The organism is Mucilaginibacter sediminis (assembly GCF_051903035.1).
In the GTDB taxonomy this organism is placed as follows: Bacteria; Bacteroidota; Bacteroidia; order Sphingobacteriales; family Sphingobacteriaceae; genus Mucilaginibacter.
Window position 1 is genome coordinate 2,151,037 of the sequence record NZ_CP170602.1, and the last position, 17,690, is coordinate 2,168,726.

A 17,690-nucleotide genomic window follows, 5' to 3' on the forward strand; every position below is an offset into this window, starting at 1 on the left:
ATTGTTAACAAACCAAACTGAACGCAAATGTACAAAAAATACATAACTATCGGGCGTTTTCATCCTGGCTATATAACCCTCGTACTGGTGATTATATTGCTTCAAATAAGCATGTCCTCTTTTGCACAAAAGGGGATTACACTGGATGAAAAGAAAAGCTCATTAATGGAGGTCTTCAAAAAGATCAGTACTCAAACAGGAATAGATTTCCTGGTTACCAATAATATGCTTACAGATGCATATCCGGTAACAATTAAAGTAACCAACGCACAATTATCTGATGTGTTGATACAAGTTTTTAAGGGACAGCCGCTTACCTATATTATTCGTAAAAACGCTGTAGTTGTTCAGCGAAAGCAGGCCCCTGCGGCAACCGAGCCAGCGCCCGCCCCCCCGGCTTTGCCGCGTAAAGAAGTAAAGGGGAAGGTCGTAAACGAAAGCGGTCAACCGATGCCCGGTGTTTCAATAACCTTTGACGACTCAGGTATCCAGGCTATTACAGATGCAAATGGTAATTTTGTTATTCAGGAGATCCCTGAAGAAGGCTTCCTGGTTTTTTCCTACATCGGATACGTAAAACAAATCGTTCAGGTAAAGAATGTTAAGGAATTAAAAATCACTATGGTAACAGGAGTTAATAAGCTCAGAGAAGTTACCGTGGTTTCTACAGGATACCAAAACTTAGATAAAGAGCGTGCAACGGGCTCTTTTGCAAAACCGGATATGGAGGTATTCAAAAGCCGCACCGGAACAATGGACATTGTAAGCCGCCTGGAAGGTCTGGTTCCCGGGTTGGCAATTAAAAAAGGACTTAATTCCCTACTTGATGAAAATCCAAATATTCCGAATGGGAAAACTTCGCAAAAAGCTACAATAAGGGGCGAGTCAAGCATATCACTTAGCACCGATCCTTTATATGTGGTTGATGGTGTGCCCATTACCGGCATTAACCAGTTTAACCCGGATGATATCGAAGACATTACCGTCTTGAAAGATGCAGCCGCTTCAGCTATTTGGGGTGCCCGTGCATCCAACGGCGTTATTGTTATAACTACCAAAAAGGCATTAAAAGGAAGTCGCCTGAATATCAGTTATAGCGGTTTTTTGAATTTTGAGGGTAAGCCTGATCTCAGCTATCTCAAGATGATGAACAGTGCGCAGTATATTCAATCGGCTAAAGAGGTTTTTAACCCCCTTCAATTCCCTTATCAGTCATTATCTTACGGTGTTATCGCGCCGCATGAGCAAATACTGTACGATAAATATAGCGGTAAAACTACCGCTGCTCAGGCCGATAAAAGCCTGGATAGCCTCGCTTCTATCAGCAACCTTGGTCAGATAAAGGACTTGTGGTACCAAAATGCTATGACCCAGAGCCACACGCTATCGGTTTCCGGAGGCAGTAATCTATATTCTTTTTACACATCCGCTGCTTATACAGATTCCAGGTCGTCTACTATAGGCCAGGGTGAAAAGACCTACCGGGTCATGTTGAATCAGGAATATAATCCCACCGGAAGACTCAGGCTTACTTTATCAACAACATTAGGAACCAGCGCTGTAAGGCAGGGGGATTCGAGAAATGTAAACAGCACATTCCTCCCTTACCAGTTGTTTCAAGATGCAAACGGCAACAATATTTCCATGGCTTACTTACAAGGGCTTTCTCCGGCAGTACGCAGTGATTATGAGCAGAGGAGCAGGATTGGGCTGAATTATAGCCCTTTAGACGAAATTAACTACAGGCAAATAAAGACCAACAATACGCACATCAACCTTGCAGGTACGGTACAATTGAAGTTATTCAAAGGCTTGAGCTTTAATGGTAACTATGGCATCCAGGAGTCTCCGGGTAATCGCAAGGACTATACCGATCATAACAATTATATGCTAAGGAGGAACCTGGTTGGTCTAACAGTTGCCCCTACATCAAGCAGCGTTCCGGTTTATTATTTGCCCACCAACGGAGGTACCTATATTGAAAGCAACTTCGAAGAAAGAAACTGGACCGTAAGAAACCAATTGGTTTATTCGACACCGTTAAGGAGCGGTAAAGATCAGTTGAACTTGCAGATCGGGCAGGAAGCTCGTGAACAGTTTGCCAGAAATTCTTCGAACACCCTGCTTGGCTATGATCAGCAATTGATGACATATTTTACACCCACGGTTACTAATGCATACATACCTAACACGGTAACCGGCGGGAGTTTTATTTCGAGTAGCAACAATACAACATTTTACGAAGTAAAAAACCGCTTTACGTCTTATTTTGCATTACTTAATTACACCTTAAATGAGCGGTATAATCTTGACGGAAGCTGGAGGGTTGATCACAGCGCGCTATTTGGATCTGATAAATCTGCCCAGAACAGGCCTATCTGGAGCCTCGGCGGAAAGTGGAACATCAAAAAAGAAAGCTTTCTAAAAACGGCCAGTTGGATAGACGGCTTATCCATTAGGGCAACTTATGGGATTACTGGAAATTCTCCTTATGCAGGTACCGGCACCCAATGGGACATACTGATGACACCTTATTATTATATCCTGCCGCTTGCCGGTAATTACTTAGGGCTGACGCCAAAAAATGACCAGTTAAGCTGGGAGTCTACGGCGACCACGAATTTAGGCGTTGATTTTTTGGTTCTAAAATCAAGATTGGGCGGAAGTATCGATATCTATAACAAAAATACGACCGATTTGCTTGGGGAAGTGAACGTAAATCCTTTAACAGGGTTCAGCAGGACGCCTGGTAATATCGGAAAGCTCAGCAATAAAGGAATTGAGTTGAGCCTTCATAGTTTAAATATACAGACGAAGAACTTTAGCTGGTCATCGAATTTTAATATCGCATATAATAAAAATATGCTGGTTTCTTACAGCCAGGTAGACCCAAGGGCAAACAATGTATATTCAAGGCTGGGGAATTCGAGCTACCTGGTGGGTTACAGGCTGCAACCTATGTTTTCATATGCTTACGCGGGCTTGAACAACCAGGGAAACCCGATGATCAAGTTGGCCAATGGCAGTATTAACAGTACGCCGGGTGCTGAAACGGTGGGCGATTTAGTATACAGCGGAACCACCACTCCGCCTTATACCGGCGGGTTAAGTAACATATTCACTTATAAAGCTTTTTCTTTGGGTGCAAACATGATCTTTAATCTCGGGCATGTGATGAGGGCGGATGTCAATCAAACCTATACGGGAAGAATTACGGCAAGCACGTCAAGTTTCGATGGTAACCTGACCACCGACTTTTTAAATCGCTGGAAAAAGCCGGGTGATGAGAAACTCACCAATATTCCTTCGTACATCCCTGGTTTTGAGTCGTATTTCACCAGAACTGTGGCTTACTATACCCAGGGGGATATCAATGTAGTAAGTGCGTCCTATGCCAAGGTCCGCGATATCAACCTGTCTTTTAAACTACCCGATAACCTGTTAAAAAAGATCAAAGTGAAATCGGCCAGCTTCACCATTCAGGCCACAAACTTTTTGGTCTGGACAGCAAATAAAAAGGGGATTGATCCTGAATTTAATGATTTGAATTCCGGCATCAGGGCTGTTCCGCCATTTCGCCATTCTTACAGTATCAGGACTAATGTTACATTTTAAAAAAAAGAACATGAGAACAAAAATATATAAAGTATCAGGGTTGTTGATGGTTGTATTGTTCTTGATTTCCTGTAAAAAGGACTTTTTAGAAATTGTACCCAAAGGCAAGTTGGTTGCCAGTACCCTGAAGGATTACGATCTGTTAATGAACAATACAAGTTTTTACAAGATCGATATTAGTGACGTAACTGTAGCGATGGGCGATGAGGTAGCTGCTGAACAAAATTATTTCAAAAATGCTGGATCAGATGCTCAAAAGGCATTTGCCTGGGCGGATACGCTCTATACGCCTGATCAGGACGTGGTTTATACGAGTAATGAATTGCTGAACTTATATATCTGCAATAAAATCATAAGCGAAGTAACTACTATTTCGGATGGTACTACTGCCCAAAAAGCAGCTTTACAAGCAGAAGCAATTGCTACACGTGCATGGATTAACTTTGATCTGATCAATCATTACGGAAAACCCTATAACGCGGCCACAGCGGCCTCGGATCCCGGCTTTCCGATCATTAAGGAAGCCAATGTCAATTTAACGAATTTTAAAAGGAATTCCGTAAAGGAAGTCTATGACCAGATCGTCGCCGATTTACAGGCTTCAATCGTTAGCCTTCCGCTTAAAGGCTCTTTTGTGACCCGGATGTCACGCCCGGCTGCACGAGGCCTATTGGGAAAAGCTTATTTGTTTATGGGCAGATATCAGGATGCACTGACACAGTTCAACGATGCATTTAGCGATTTGGCAAGTGTTGCATCTCCGCCCAGCCTGTACAATTATAATGATGCTTTTGGCACTGGCGGGGCGTTTTTGCCTGTCGGTTTTTTCGGCCCGGATTATCCCGGCAATGACTATTCAAAATACCAGGAGTCCATACTTTTAAAAACCGCCGACCTGAGTGGTATTAGCCGCGGATTGGTCATGGCACCCGAGACCATGAACTTATATGCAGCTTCAGATTTGAGGCGGAATTTTTACGGTAGCATGCATTCAGATCACACACCTATCCCAGGAGGCCTGTACCGGAAGTACGCAACGTATTCACATGTGGGCCTGGAGCTGGCCGATTTGTTATTGATGCAAGCTGAATCCCGGCTCCGAACCGACGACTTGGCAGGCGCAAGGGCCGATGTTGAATTATTACGCAGAAACAGGATGCCGGTTGCAGATGCCGGTGTGCCGGCAGGCATAACATCGAAGACTGATCTGCTGAAATTTATCATTGATGAGCGAACCCGGGAGTTTGCCGGAGAAGGGCAGCACTGGCTGGATATGAGAAGGCTTTCAGTAGACCCCGTTTTCTCTTCCCGTACCTATACGCATAAGGCCTATGCTGCCGATGGCGTAACTATCTCCCAAACCTATCAGCTAAGGCCGGTGCGGTTTACGTTAAGATTGCCTTTTTCAATACTCCAGGCAAATCCGGGGATGACTGATAATCCATAATTTTTTAATTTTTAAAAATCAAAAAAATGAACTTAAAACAACTTATAAAATATAGCATCTCGTTTATATTATTGCTAACCACCTCTTTAGGTCTTCATGCTCAGAAAGCCTTTTCAATCAACGGTCAGATAGGAAAGGACCAACAGGGAATGATTACGTTAAGATATACCGAAAACAATCAGGGCATGGCTGATTCATCAAAGGTGGTAGACGGCAAATTCTCGTTGAATGGAAAAATTATTGAACCGGAGGCTGCTTCCTTAACCTTTATTCCGGCCGATAAACAAAAAATAGGCGAATACCGGGACATGTTTTTAGATCCTGGGACGATCACGGTTGCAGGAGATTCTACCCTCAATACGGCCGAGATCAAAGGCGGACCTGCGTCAGCGGACTTTGCTGCTTTAAGTAAAGCTGGCGAGTCGGTAGTAAAAAGGGGGCTTGATTTAGATAAGCGTATGCTAAAAGCTAAGGAAGATGATGACCAGGAAAAATTGAAGGAGCTTGGCGCAGAACGCCGTCAGCTGTTAGATGAACGCGCTGCTGTCGGCGTTGCATTTATAAAATCCCATCCCGACAGCTATGTTGCATTCGGTTTGTGGGTCAGGAAGACGCGCCGTTTTTTCCTTCCTGAAGAGATCGAACCTGAATTCAATGCATTTTCGGTAAGGATGAGAAACAGCACGGAGGGCAAAACGGTTGCAGCCAAACTTGAGGCCGCAAAAAAGCTTGCTGTAGGTAGCCCGGCTCCTGATTTCACCATGAACGATGTTTCCGGAAAGCCGGTTTCTCTTGCTTCGCTTAAAGGTAAAAATGTTGTGCTGTTTTTCTGGGGAAGAGCCTGGGTTCCGTTTGAACCGATCAGTTTTGCGATAACTAAAATCAGCAGGCAACTCAAAGACGAAAACCTGGTGATCCTTTCTGTTTATTTCGATGTCCCAAATAGCAGTTATGAATGGAAGCAAGTCCTGGAAGAGTCAGCGCTGACAGCCGCCAATATTATCAATGTAAAAGATACCATGCCTATCGTGCCGTATTATCGCAAGGAAAAGAGTGAACTGATGAAGGCCTTTAACGTATCTGCCGAAATTATCCCGCATGCTTATCTAATCTCAACAGAAGGGAAAATTTTAAATCGTTCAATTGACCTGGGTAAAGATCCCGTTGCTGACATAAAGAAATCGCTCGGAAAGTAATGAAAAAGGTCATATATCTAACTATAACAGCGGCCATGTGGCTGCTGTTATTTACCGCTTATGCCGCTAATGCACAGATTACCTATCTAGATGCCGGCGAAAAAGTAGATAATTACCCCAAAGTTGAATGGCTTAGGGGAGTACCGCTGGAGCGGTTCGAAAAAGATAAAATTTATGTAATAGAACTTTGGGCAACGTGGTGCAGGCCGTGCATCGAGGCCTTGCGTCATCTGAGTGATCTTGAATCAAAGTTCGGAAATAAAATCGTTTTTATCGGTCAGAATGTAATGGACCCGGATATGGCTAAGGTAAAGGCGTTTATTGCCCGGAATGAGAAGTTAATGAAATATAGCATAGCGTACGGCGGCATGGAAGACAGTGACTTTTATAAGAACTGGATGAAACCCTCGGCTACAATAGGAATCCCCCGCACGTTCGTCATCCAGGATAATACCTTGGTTTGGATGACCAGCCCTTCAGAACTGAACGAGCGCGTACTGCAATTATTGGTAGATAAAAAATTCAGCATAGAAGCTGCACAAAAACTTAAATAATGAAACTGAAAGCGATTATCTTTTTAATGCTGCTAAGCAGCGTTATTGGCGCTGCCCATGCCCAAAAAATTAACTGGCAGAACCTGGATTTAAAAACCGACAGCGCTTTCGGGATCAGCACAGAAAAAGCGTATACCCAGTTGCTGAAAGGAAAAAAAGGCCACGAGGTAGTGGTTGCAGTGATCGACGGAGGCGTTGATACCAATCACGCCGACCTAAAGCCCGTTCTGTGGCGCCAGTCAAAAAAATGGGGATGGAGCTTTTTGGGCTCGTCCCGGGGAAATGTAAATAATGAAAGCCTTGAACTCACGCGGTTAGTAAGCGCAGGTCAAAAGAGATTTCCAGACCCGGACCATCTGCCGGCTGATACTGCCGGACTGGCCGAATACCTGAAACTGCGCCAGCTCTTTAACCAAAAAAAGCAACAGAACAAGCAGGCATTGCAATATATGGGGGGTTACAAATCAGTTGCTGATACCATATTGAATGCTATCGGCAAACCGGAGCCATCCATTCAGGATATTATGGCCTATGTGCCGCTTACCTCGCTTCAAAGTTCCATCAAAAGTTTAATGCTGAACGAATTTAAAAAGGATCCTAAGCTAACGGTTGCGGATCTCAAACTCCAGTTAGAGGACGCAGTGAAACACTTCGGGAACGAGAAGGATTACTCCCTGAATCTGGCATTCGATCCGCGTACCATTGTAGGCGACCGTATTGACGATCTCAGGCAGACGGATTATGGAAGTGCCGATGTGATGGGGCCGGATGCTACACATGGTTCGCATGTTTCCGGCATTATCGGTGCTGTCAGGAATAATGGTGTCGGTATGGATGGCGTTGCCGACCATGTCAGTATCTTGAACATCAGGGCCGTTCCAACCGGAGATGAGCGGGATAAAGATGTTGCGAACGCCATTATTTATGCGGTAGATCATGGTGCCAGGGTGATCAATATGAGTTTTGGCAAGCCCTATTCCCCGGCTAAAAGCAGAGTGGATGAAGCAGTAAGGTATGCGATGTCAAAAGATGTACTATTGGTTCATGCAGCCGGCAATGATGGCCTGGATTTAGATGGTGAGGGGAATTACTTCCCGAATAAATTTTATGCCGCGGGTAAAGACACCGCGCAGGCCTGGCTAAATGTGGGTGCCAGCAATGCCCGGGATGATGAAAAGTTGGTAGCCTCCTTTTCCAATTTCGGAAAAACGAGGGTTGATGTATTTGCGCCTGGCGTAGATATTTATTCAACAGTACCCGGTTCGGGCTACAAATCATTAAGCGGAACAAGTATGGCGGCACCGGTAGTTACAGGACTTGCTACACTCATCAGATCCTATTATCCAAAACTAACTGCTGTACAGGTAAAGGAGATCATCATGACTTCTGTTGTTAAGGTCGGCCATGACGTCGAGGTAGTGCAAAAAGGCAGAAAAGTGAAGGTTCCATTCGCTGATGTATGTGTTAGCGGGGGAATTGTCAATGCCTATCAGGCTTTGAAAATGGCGGCGTCTTATTGACTTTTACAGATCAGAACATGATTATTTCGCCCATTTACTCAAGGTGTTATTTAATGCTTATAAACAAAATCAAAGAACATATGAAATCAATAACTATAACGACCGGAACTATTTTACTCTTGTTCATTACATTTTTTACCAGTTCCGCCCAGGTGACATATCTGGATGTCAATGAAAAGGTGGAGCAATACCCCAAAGTTGAGTGGCTTAAAGGAATGCCTGTTGACAAATTTGAGAAGGATAAGATCTATTTGGTGGAACTATGGGCTACATGGTGCAAGCCTTGTATTGCCTCTATGCCTCATATGGCTGAGCTGAATTCGAAATTTAAAGATAGGATAGTTTTTATAAGCCAGGATGTATGGGAAGATGACGTAGAAAAGGTGAAGGCATTTATAGCAAAAAATGAAAAGCTGATGGATTGTAGGATCGGATATGCCGGTACAAGCAAAACAAGCGACTTTGATAAAAACTGGATTAAGCCGTCAGGCACATCAAGTATCCCCCGCACTTTTATCATTCAGAATAATACATTGGTCTGGATGACACAACCCGATCAGGTTAATGAAGAAATACTGCAATTACTGGTAGACCATAAATTCAGTATTGAAGCAGCCGAGAAGCTTGCCAAAAAGAATTGAGGTGAAGCAGCTAAGTTTATTATTTGTTTCGGCCATCTTAAGCGACATCTATAACCCAACCGTAAAAATGAATATCTGGAAAAATATAATTAGAAGGCCTACCTGAAGCTCGCCTTGCTTGTTGAGCCGCGTAATTAGCTTTTTTTAGAATATTTAATTATTTTTTTCAGTGAAAACTATCATAGAACCATTTAGAATTAAATCGGTTGAGCCGATCTTTTTGACTTCACGCAGCGAGCGCGAACAATTATTGCAGGATGCACATTTCAATCCCTTTTTGCTGCGGGCTAAAGATGTAACCATTGATTTATTAACAGACAGCGGGACAGGGGCCATGAGCAGCAACCAGTGGGCTGCCATCATGAGAGGTGATGAAAGCTATGCCGGCAGCGAGAGTTTTTACCGCTTCGAGTCCGTTATCCGCAATCTTACCGCTATGCCTTTCATCCTTCCAGTTCACCAGGGACGGGCGGCGGAAAAGATACTTTTTAGCATAATCGGCGGCCCGGGAAAGTACGTGCTGAGTAATACCCTTTTTGATACCACCAGGGCCAACATAGAAGTTTCCGGCGCGACAGGGGTTGACCTGTTATGCCCCGAAGGGAAGCAACCTTCCCTGATCGCTCCTTTTAAGGGAAATATGGATGAGGCGGCATTGGAGAACTTTATAAACGACAAAGGGGCCGGAAACATCAGCATGGTTATCATGACCGTGACCAATAATTCCGGCGGGGGCCAGCCAGTCAGCATGGCAAACATCCGGAACGTAAAAAAGATCTGCTCCGGCTACGGGATTCCTTTTTTTATTGATGCCTGCCGCTTTGCAGAGAACTGTTACTTTATTAAAACCCGTGAACCCGGCTTCCAGGATCGCAGCATCCTTGAAATAGCGCAGGAATTATTTTCCTATGCCGACGGCTGCACCATGAGCGCCAAAAAAGATGCCTTTGCCAATATTGGAGGCTTTATGGCCATGCACAACAAGGCATTGGCTGACGAGTGTCGCAACGTGCTGATCATTACCGAGGGCTTTCCTACTTATGGAGGCCTGGCGGGCCGCGACCTGGAAGCAATAGCCACCGGACTGGAGGAAATTGTACAGGAAGATTACCTGGCCTACCGGATCCGCAGCATAGCCTATTTGGGCGAACAACTCGATAAAGAGGGCATCCCCTATTTAAAACCAACGGGCGGCCATGCCCTTTACCTTGATGCCAAAGCTTTTTTACCACATATTCCGGTTGATAAATACCCGGCCCAGGCGCTTTGCTGCCAGCTGTATATAGAGGGAGGTGTGAGAGGGGTTGAAATAGGCTCCGTGATGTTTGGAAAATATGATCCGGACGGTAAACTGATACCTGCCGCCAACGAACTGGTAAGGCTTGCTTTTCCCCGCAGAATGTATACCCAAAGCCACCTGGATTATGTAGCCGAGGTGATTGTTCAATTATACCATAGCCGCTCCCGGATAACAGGACTCATTATTACAGAGGAAACCCCTTACCTGCGGCACTTTACCGCAAAGTTTAAACCAGATACTACTAAAATATTACAAGATGACTTGCAACATATTGCGCTTTAAAAAAATTGAATTAGGGCTGCTATTAACTTTATTGCTCCCTGTTTGCTGCCTCGGGCAGCATTGTCCGGAAAAGAGCAAACCGCTACCCACTGCTGAACGCATCCTGCCGTTGGATCCAGCTGTAAGGACCGGCAGGCTGGCCAATGGATTTACTTATTATATCCGGCATAACGAAAATCCAAAAAACCGGGTCACCCTATACCTGGCAAACAAGGTGGGTTCGATCCTGGAGACAGACGACCAGCAGGGACTGGCGCATTTTATGGAACACATGAGTTTTAACGGGACCAAACATTTTCCCAAAAACGAGCTGGTGGAATATTTAATGAAATCAGGGGTACGTTTTGGTGCCGACCTGAACGCCTATACCGGCTTTGACGAAACGGTTTATAAACTGCCAGTTCCTTCTGATGATCCTAAGGTACTTTCAACAGCTATGCAGATTGTGCGGGATTGGGCCCAGGAAGCTACGCTTGACCCTACAGAGATTGACAAAGAGCGCGGCGTAGTCCTGGAAGAAAAACGTCTGGGAAAAGGTGCGCAGGAAAGAATGCAAAGAGTTTACTGGCCGCTGATACTGAACAACTCAAGATACGCAGTGCGGAGCCCCATTGGTACAGATCAGGTTCTGAACAACTTTAACCCCGAAGCGATCAAACGTTTTTACCATGATTGGTACCGCCCCGATCTGCAAGCTTTAATTATAGTTGGCGATGTAAACGTGGATGAAATGGAGAAGAGGATCAAAGCAAAGTTCTCGGATCTGAAAACCCCTTTAAAAGAGCGGACAAGAACAAGGTACACTGTTCCGTTAACAGGTAAAAACCAGTTTATAGCAGTAACTGACCCGGAAATGACCTCTACCACGGCAGAAATTATGATTAAGCTGCCGGAACTCCCTTTACGTACCATTGCTCAATACCGGGAAAGCATTATTCGTCAACTGTTTAACGCTATGCTCAATGAACGTTATAGCGAACTACAGCGCCAGGCGAACCCTCCATTTTTCCAAGGAGGTGCAGGCATCGAAGGTTTCATGGGCGGATTAGATACTTACAGTATTTCTGTAACAGCCAAACCCGGCGAACTGGAAAGGGGCTTTAAAGCCGTATGGCGGGAAACTGAGCGTGCCAAACGCTTTGGATTTACCGGCACCGAACTGGAACGTGCAAAAACCACCTATTTGAATCAGTTCGAATCGGCGCTCAAAGAAAAGAATAAAACCAACTCTGATAGTTATGTTAATGAATACCTGCAATATTTTTTGCATGGTACAGCCGCACCCGGAATAGATTATGAATTTACTCTGGTGAAAAATGCACTGGCAGGTATTACCCTTACTGAGCTAAATACGCTGGCTAAAACAGCAAGCAGATCAACCGACAGGGACATTATATTGATGGCTCCTCAAAAAGAAAAAGCTGGTCTGCCTGATGAGGCAACATTTATTGGCTGGACGAAAGCTGTGGAAGTCGAAAACATTCCGGTTTACAAGGATGAAACCAGTAATGAAAGCTTACTAAAAACGCAGCCGTTACCGGGTAAAATTATCCTTGAGCAAAAGAATGAGCGGTTAGGGCTTACTACGCTTACACTTAGCAATGGAATTAAAGTATTGCTAAAGCCAACTGACTTTAAAAATAATGAAGTTATATTCAGCGGTTTTGCACCGGGTGGTACTTCGCTGTATAGCGATGCAGATTACGAGTCGGCCGCAACTGCGAATCTCATACCATCATTTGGAGCAGGTAACTATAACACAACTGCCTTAAGCAAATATTTATCCGGGAAACAGTTAAGTGTGCGGCCATTTGTAAGTGAACGAATACAAGGGATAGATGGGAGTGCAGTTAATAACGACCTGGAAACTGCCCTGCAACTGGTATATGCCTATATTACGGAGCCGCGTAAAGATTCCCTTATGTTCCTGGGGATGTTAGATCAAACAAAAGCAGCCATCGCCAACCGGCTGAATGAACCAAAAAATGTATTCCAGGATACCATCAGGTCAGTATTAAGCAATAACAACATCCGCAAAACCGGTCCATCGCTGGAAAAAATAAGCCGGATCAGTTTAGACAAAGCCTTTGCTATTTACAAAGAACGCTTTGCCACTGAAGGTAATTTCACATTTGTATTTGTAGGTAATATAGATACCCAGGCAGTCAAACCATTATTAGAAAAGTACTTGGGCAGTTTACCCGGAGTCGGCAAATTTGAACAGGCAAAGGATCTGCATATCAACATCCCCGCAGGGATAATAACAAGAACTGTGTACAAGGGAACTGAACCTAAAGCAACTGTTGAACTGGTATTTTCCGGCCCTTTTGATTACAGCCTTGAAAATAAACTAAAAATGGATGCGTTGACAGAAACACTTCAGATCAGACTAATGGAAAGATTACGCGAAGACGAAAGCGGAGTTTATACGCCATCAGCAAGGATTAACACCAGTAAATATCCGCAGGGAAGATTCAGCCTGACCATATTATTTGGTTGTGCCCCTCAAAATGCGGATAAGCTAATTGCTTCTGCTTTGGATGAGGTCAATAAAATAAAAATATCGGGACCGCTGCAGGGCAATGTCGATAAGTTTAAGGCTGAAAACCAGCGCGCCATTGAAACGGCGTTAAAAACGAATAGTTTTTGGCTCGGCTATCTTAGCGGCCAAATTCAGAATCAGGAAAAGTTGGACCAAATTGGCAATTATTCGGCAAACTTGAACCAAATTACAGTGGCTGATATAAAGGAAGTAGCCAATAAATATCTGAGCGATGATAATTACATCCGACTGGTATTGTTACCCGAAAAAAATCAATAATTACTGGGTATTGATTACCCTATAATTCCGAAAAAACTCCCCGTTCTTTTCAATAGTTAATAGTAAAGTTAATCAATAACAAAAAGTACCTATCGCGGGAGTGGTAGGTGCTTTTTGGATAAACCACTCATGATTAACCCCGTTTGGCCAATTTCAAAATGGCCACCTTTAGCGCTTAAATTCGCGCTTTTAGGACAAGAAAGGAAATTGGCGAAAAGTGGTCAGCCTGGTTCGATCCTGAAACTGATGATGGATCAGGATATAACTATTCCGAAGACCTTATTCCGCAGCTTCCAAAAATATATGAAACTATCACTTGTAGCGTTTCAAACAAATTCCAAGGAGGACGATATAAATTCTTAGTTCACTGCCAAAATCGTTTTCAACAGCGTTTAAAAGGTTTTAATCTGGAAATATCTAAATTATAGTTGATTATTTATAGAGGCCATTTTCTTCAAATCTTCCATAAAAAAGTTCGAAAACTGCGGTCGGAAGGTCACCTTTAAACCCCATTTGCGCTATGTAAATGGGGTTTTTTATTAAAAATGGTTAATGTTTTGTTAGTCCAAAATCATTATGATTCTTTAACACTCTGCTTTAACATATGCAGCTCGCAGATAGCGTCCTCCATTTTTTTCTCTAAATTCCGATTCTGGCCTCCTGTAATTCGATAGTATTTTAAGGGAAATTACATCTGTCAACCCGCATCAATGGCCTCGGCAATAGATGATCGGTTCTGCACATCGAGCCGTGCGACCTGGGTATTCGGCAATTGGTTAAGTTCCGGTTCATTTTGGGGGAACTCGTCGTAGCGATAATAATCGAATCTTTTTGCTGGAACCGTTTGGCGGTTTCCCGCCCAATTCCGGAGGACGCACTGGTGATCAGAATAGTTTTTTTCATGGTCTTATATCATTTTGTTGATACAAAATTCCGTCTATCCTGCTTCCCAGACTTGACTGTATTTATTCAATCCTCGACAATTTCACGGTAGAAGCATCTTAAAATTTAAAAAAGGGAAATAATCACAACTAACCGGGAATTCCACTAATAGCCCGGGGCAGGTATTCACCGCATCTTTGTATCGTCAACAAAAACAAAAAACTTAAAAACTTAAAAAAATGGAAACTCAAGCAAAATCTCAAACAGTAAAAAATGTAGTTTTGGTACATGGCGCATTCGCCGATGGTTCAGGATTTAAAGCGCTTTACAACGAATTAACTAAAAAAGGGTATAACGTATCGGTTGTACAAAACCCGCTAACCTCATTGGAAGACGATGTTTTGGCAACACACGTTGCTCTGGATAGGATTGGCGGTCCGGCTATCCTTGCCGGGCACTCATGGGGTGGCGCGGTGATCACCGAAGCTGGCAATCACCCAAATGTTGCCGCCCTGGTTTATATCGCGGCATTTCAGCCAGACAATGGCGAGTCTGCCCTGCAATGGTTACAAACTGCTCCCCCTGCACCTGAGAACGGCGTGCTTCCTCCTGATGAAAAAGGAATTGTATACTATGACAAAGATAAATATCATGCAGGCTTTTGTGCAGATATCGACGCGGATGAAGCAGCATTTATGTATGCTTCTCAGGGTGCTTTTTATGCCAAAGGCTTTGTAAGCCCCATCACCGATGCTGCCTGGAGGCACAAACCTGCTTATGGCCTGATCGCTACTGAAGATAAAAGCATTAACCCGGACATACAAAGAAATATGTATAGCCGGTCGAACACACAAGTAACCGAAGTTAAAGGCAGTCACGTTATCTTCATGTCGCAGCCCGAAATCGTTGCAGGTGTCATTATTGAAGCTGCTCAGGCAGTGTCAGCCCAATAACAAGAATACCAATTCGCCCACAATCCCTATTTGCTGTGACCGGTAAATGGGGATTGTGCATTTACGGCAAGTTTTAACTTTGTGCTTTGACGCTTCTTTAGTACTTTGGAAGTTCGTTTGATCAACCATGAAACTTACACTAAGAGAGGAAAGCACCGGCGGCGAATTGCTGCTTTTTAAAGAAGAAGCGGGTTTTGACCGCCTGTTTTTTAGCAGGGATAGGTTCAATAAGTATTTTACCATCGCCTGGAACCCCGGAGAACGCCAGACTGTTACCATTGACGGCACCAAATATGATTTCCCGGCCAATTCCCTGCTGACCCTTTTGTTTAACCAAACTTTCAGCTTTGAAAATTCTGCAGGCATCGTTGCCTGGCAGTTTAACCGGGAATTTTACTGTATCATCGATCATGACAGCGAAGTAAGCTGCGTAGGCTTCCTGTTCAGCAGTACCGATCATATGTTTGTTCAGTTAAATGATCCTGCACAACAAAAGCTAAAATTGCTGTCAGATGTTTTCATCGACGAATTTCAAACCTCAGACAATATTCAGAATGAAATGCTGCTGGTACTGCTCAAACGCCTCATCATTTATGTGACCCGGCTGGCAAAATCCGGTTATGTACCGGTCAAAAAGTTGCAGGACGAAAGGTTTCATATCATTAGAAAATTCAACCTGCTGGTCGAAGCTAATTTCAAAACAGAGCACTCCGTTAGTTTTTATGCCGATGTGCTTTGCAAGTCGCCTAAAACCTTATCCAACCTTTTTGCCATTTTCAATCAGAAGACCCCATCACAGATCATCCAGGAAAGAATCACGGTAGAGGCTAAGCGGCTTTTATCCTATACCGACAGGTCGGTAAAGCACATTACCTTCGAACTCGGGTTTGAAGATGTGCCCTACTTCTCCAACTTCTTCAAAAAAAATGCCGGCCTATCGCCATCGGACTTCAGAAATTCGCCAAAAGATTCCAAAGAAGGGAAATAGTCACAACTAACCGGGAATTGTGCCTATGATCTCCGGTCGCTTTTCACCGCAACTTTGTATCGTTGATCCAAACAAAAAAACTCAACGACAAAATCATGAAAAAGCAAACATTAAAGAATTCATTAAAAGGCGGCATTGTAGCCTTAACAGTTGCGTTAGCTACAGTAACAGGCACAGTAACTGAAGCAGCTGCACAAGCAGTAAAAAATGTAGTATTGGTACATGGTGCCTTTGCAGATGGTTCCGGGTATAGAGCCCTGTACACCGCACTAACCAAAAAAGGATACCATGTAACAGTAGTACAAAATCCGCTGACTTCGCTCGAGGACGACGTAACTGCCACAAAAACAGCCCTGGACAAACAGGATGGCCCTGCAATTTTAGTAGGACATTCATGGGGAGGAGCTGTAATTACAGAGGCGGGTAATCACCCTAAGGTAGCTGCCCTTGTATATATCGCCGCTTTCCAGCCAGACAATGGCGAATCTGCCCTGCAATGGCTTCAAACGGCCGCTCCGGCTCCGGAAAACGGCGTTCTTGCTCCTGATGATAAGGGGATTGTATACTATGACAAAGATAAATATCACGCCGGCTTTTGTGCTGATATCAGTAAAGAAGAAGCAGATTTCATGTATGCTTCCCAGGGCGCCTTCTACGCAAAGGGTTTTATAACGCCCATTACTCATGCTGCATGGAGAGACAAACCTGCTTATGGCCTTATTGCCACAGAAGATAAAAGCATTGCCCCGGAAATTCAACAGGCGATGTACAAACGTTCCAATACCAAAGTTACCGAGATAAAGGGGAGCCATGTCATATTCATGTCGCAACCCGAAAAAGTGGCGGCAGTTATTATAGAAGCCGCAACAAAAGGCGCTCAGAAAAAATAACTTAAGCTGGTGTTAAGATGGGTGAACTGCTTAAGACAGTCTACAAGTTCGATATACTGACAGCTATAAACATAATTTTAAAAACTGCAGATGACTAGTTCTGCGGTTTAAATAATGGTAAAAGTCTCTCTTAAATTTCCAATTCGTCGCAACTTCTCAATAAATTGGTTAAAAAAACACCGCTCTCTGAAGCTTAAGCCCCGCACCTCTGCGAGGCTTTTTTTATGCCTTATGGATTTCTGCATTTATATCCTGCATTATCTCCCCTATTTAAAGGTCAGAAGGAAAAAAGTCATTACCGAATTAAGCAATGGCAAAATTTGAGAAAATGGCATTTTATCGTGCCTCTTTTTAAGTTGCCCCCACAATGCCCCCCTTTAGGGATGGCGCTTACAAAATATTAAGCCATCCAGGTGCCTTTATTACAGTTTAGGCGCATCGTCGCGCATAAAATCGCAATCGATTGCGAAAAATAATTCAAAACCTACCTTTTTAGCGCTTTTACAGCTAAAATTAATCTATTATTTATTTTTTATTAATGATCGCCTCTTCTTTTGTGTCAGTAAAATAAACCAATTATAGCACCTGCCAGCCTTCATAA

Annotated in this window: 11 protein-coding genes; all 11 read left to right on the forward strand. The window is 43.8% G+C overall.

Annotation, left to right across the window (positions count from 1 at the left end; genetic code table 11):
- The first annotated feature begins 27 nt into the window (after nt 1-27).
- The 11 genes from ACFGVS_RS08495 (at nt 28) to ACFGVS_RS08545 (ending at nt 17,089) form a co-directional block, all read left to right on the forward strand.
- Nucleotides 28-3,615, forward strand: a complete 3,588-nt coding sequence (locus ACFGVS_RS08495; protein ID WP_439698279.1) for a SusC/RagA family TonB-linked outer membrane protein — start codon at nt 28-30, stop codon at nt 3,613-3,615.
- Between the two features lie 10 nt (nt 3,616-3,625).
- Nucleotides 3,626-5,062: a RagB/SusD family nutrient uptake outer membrane protein gene (locus tag ACFGVS_RS08500; protein ID WP_439698280.1), complete on the forward strand. Its 1,437-nt coding sequence runs from the start codon at nt 3,626-3,628 to the stop codon at nt 5,060-5,062.
- Nucleotides 5,063-5,088: 26 nt separating this feature from the next.
- Nucleotides 5,089-6,258, forward strand: coding sequence for a redoxin domain-containing protein (locus ACFGVS_RS08505; protein WP_439698281.1), 1,170 nt, complete (start codon nt 5,089-5,091; stop codon nt 6,256-6,258).
- On the forward strand, nt 6,258-6,812 hold the full coding sequence (locus ACFGVS_RS08510) for a TlpA disulfide reductase family protein (protein ID WP_439698282.1): 555 nt from the start codon (nt 6,258-6,260) through the stop codon (nt 6,810-6,812). The genes ACFGVS_RS08505 and ACFGVS_RS08510 overlap by 1 nt, the downstream gene beginning before the upstream one ends.
- Entirely contained in the window at nt 6,812-8,332 is a 1,521-nt protein-coding gene (locus tag ACFGVS_RS08515; RefSeq protein ID WP_439698283.1) for a S8 family serine peptidase, read from the forward strand. The genes ACFGVS_RS08510 and ACFGVS_RS08515 overlap by 1 nt, the downstream gene beginning before the upstream one ends.
- An 80-nt stretch (nt 8,333-8,412) precedes the next feature.
- Nucleotides 8,413-8,973 carry a TlpA disulfide reductase family protein gene (locus ACFGVS_RS08520; protein WP_439698284.1) on the forward strand — a complete coding sequence of 187 codons (561 nt, stop codon included), beginning with the start codon at nt 8,413-8,415 and terminating at the stop codon, nt 8,971-8,973.
- A gap of 169 nt (nt 8,974-9,142) precedes the next feature.
- Nucleotides 9,143-10,555: a tryptophanase gene (locus ACFGVS_RS08525; protein ID WP_439698285.1), complete on the forward strand. Its 1,413-nt coding sequence runs from the start codon at nt 9,143-9,145 to the stop codon at nt 10,553-10,555.
- A complete protein-coding gene (locus ACFGVS_RS08530) occupies nt 10,530-13,376 on the forward strand; it encodes a M16 family metallopeptidase (RefSeq protein ID WP_439698286.1) in 2,847 nt (948 codons plus the stop codon). The genes ACFGVS_RS08525 and ACFGVS_RS08530 overlap by 26 nt, the downstream gene beginning before the upstream one ends.
- A 1,121-nt stretch (nt 13,377-14,497) precedes the next feature.
- Nucleotides 14,498-15,211 (forward strand): alpha/beta hydrolase, encoded by a 714-nt coding sequence (locus tag ACFGVS_RS08535; protein ID WP_439698287.1) that lies wholly within the window; start codon nt 14,498-14,500, stop codon nt 15,209-15,211.
- Nucleotides 15,212-15,338: 127 nt separating this feature from the next.
- On the forward strand, nt 15,339-16,199 hold the full coding sequence (locus tag ACFGVS_RS08540; RefSeq protein WP_274212838.1) for a helix-turn-helix domain-containing protein: 861 nt from the start codon (nt 15,339-15,341) through the stop codon (nt 16,197-16,199).
- A 95-nt stretch (nt 16,200-16,294) separates the two neighbouring features.
- On the forward strand, nt 16,295-17,089 hold the full coding sequence (locus ACFGVS_RS08545; RefSeq protein ID WP_439698288.1) for an alpha/beta hydrolase: 795 nt from the start codon (nt 16,295-16,297) through the stop codon (nt 17,087-17,089).
- The last annotated feature ends 601 nt before the right edge of the window (nt 17,090-17,690 follow it).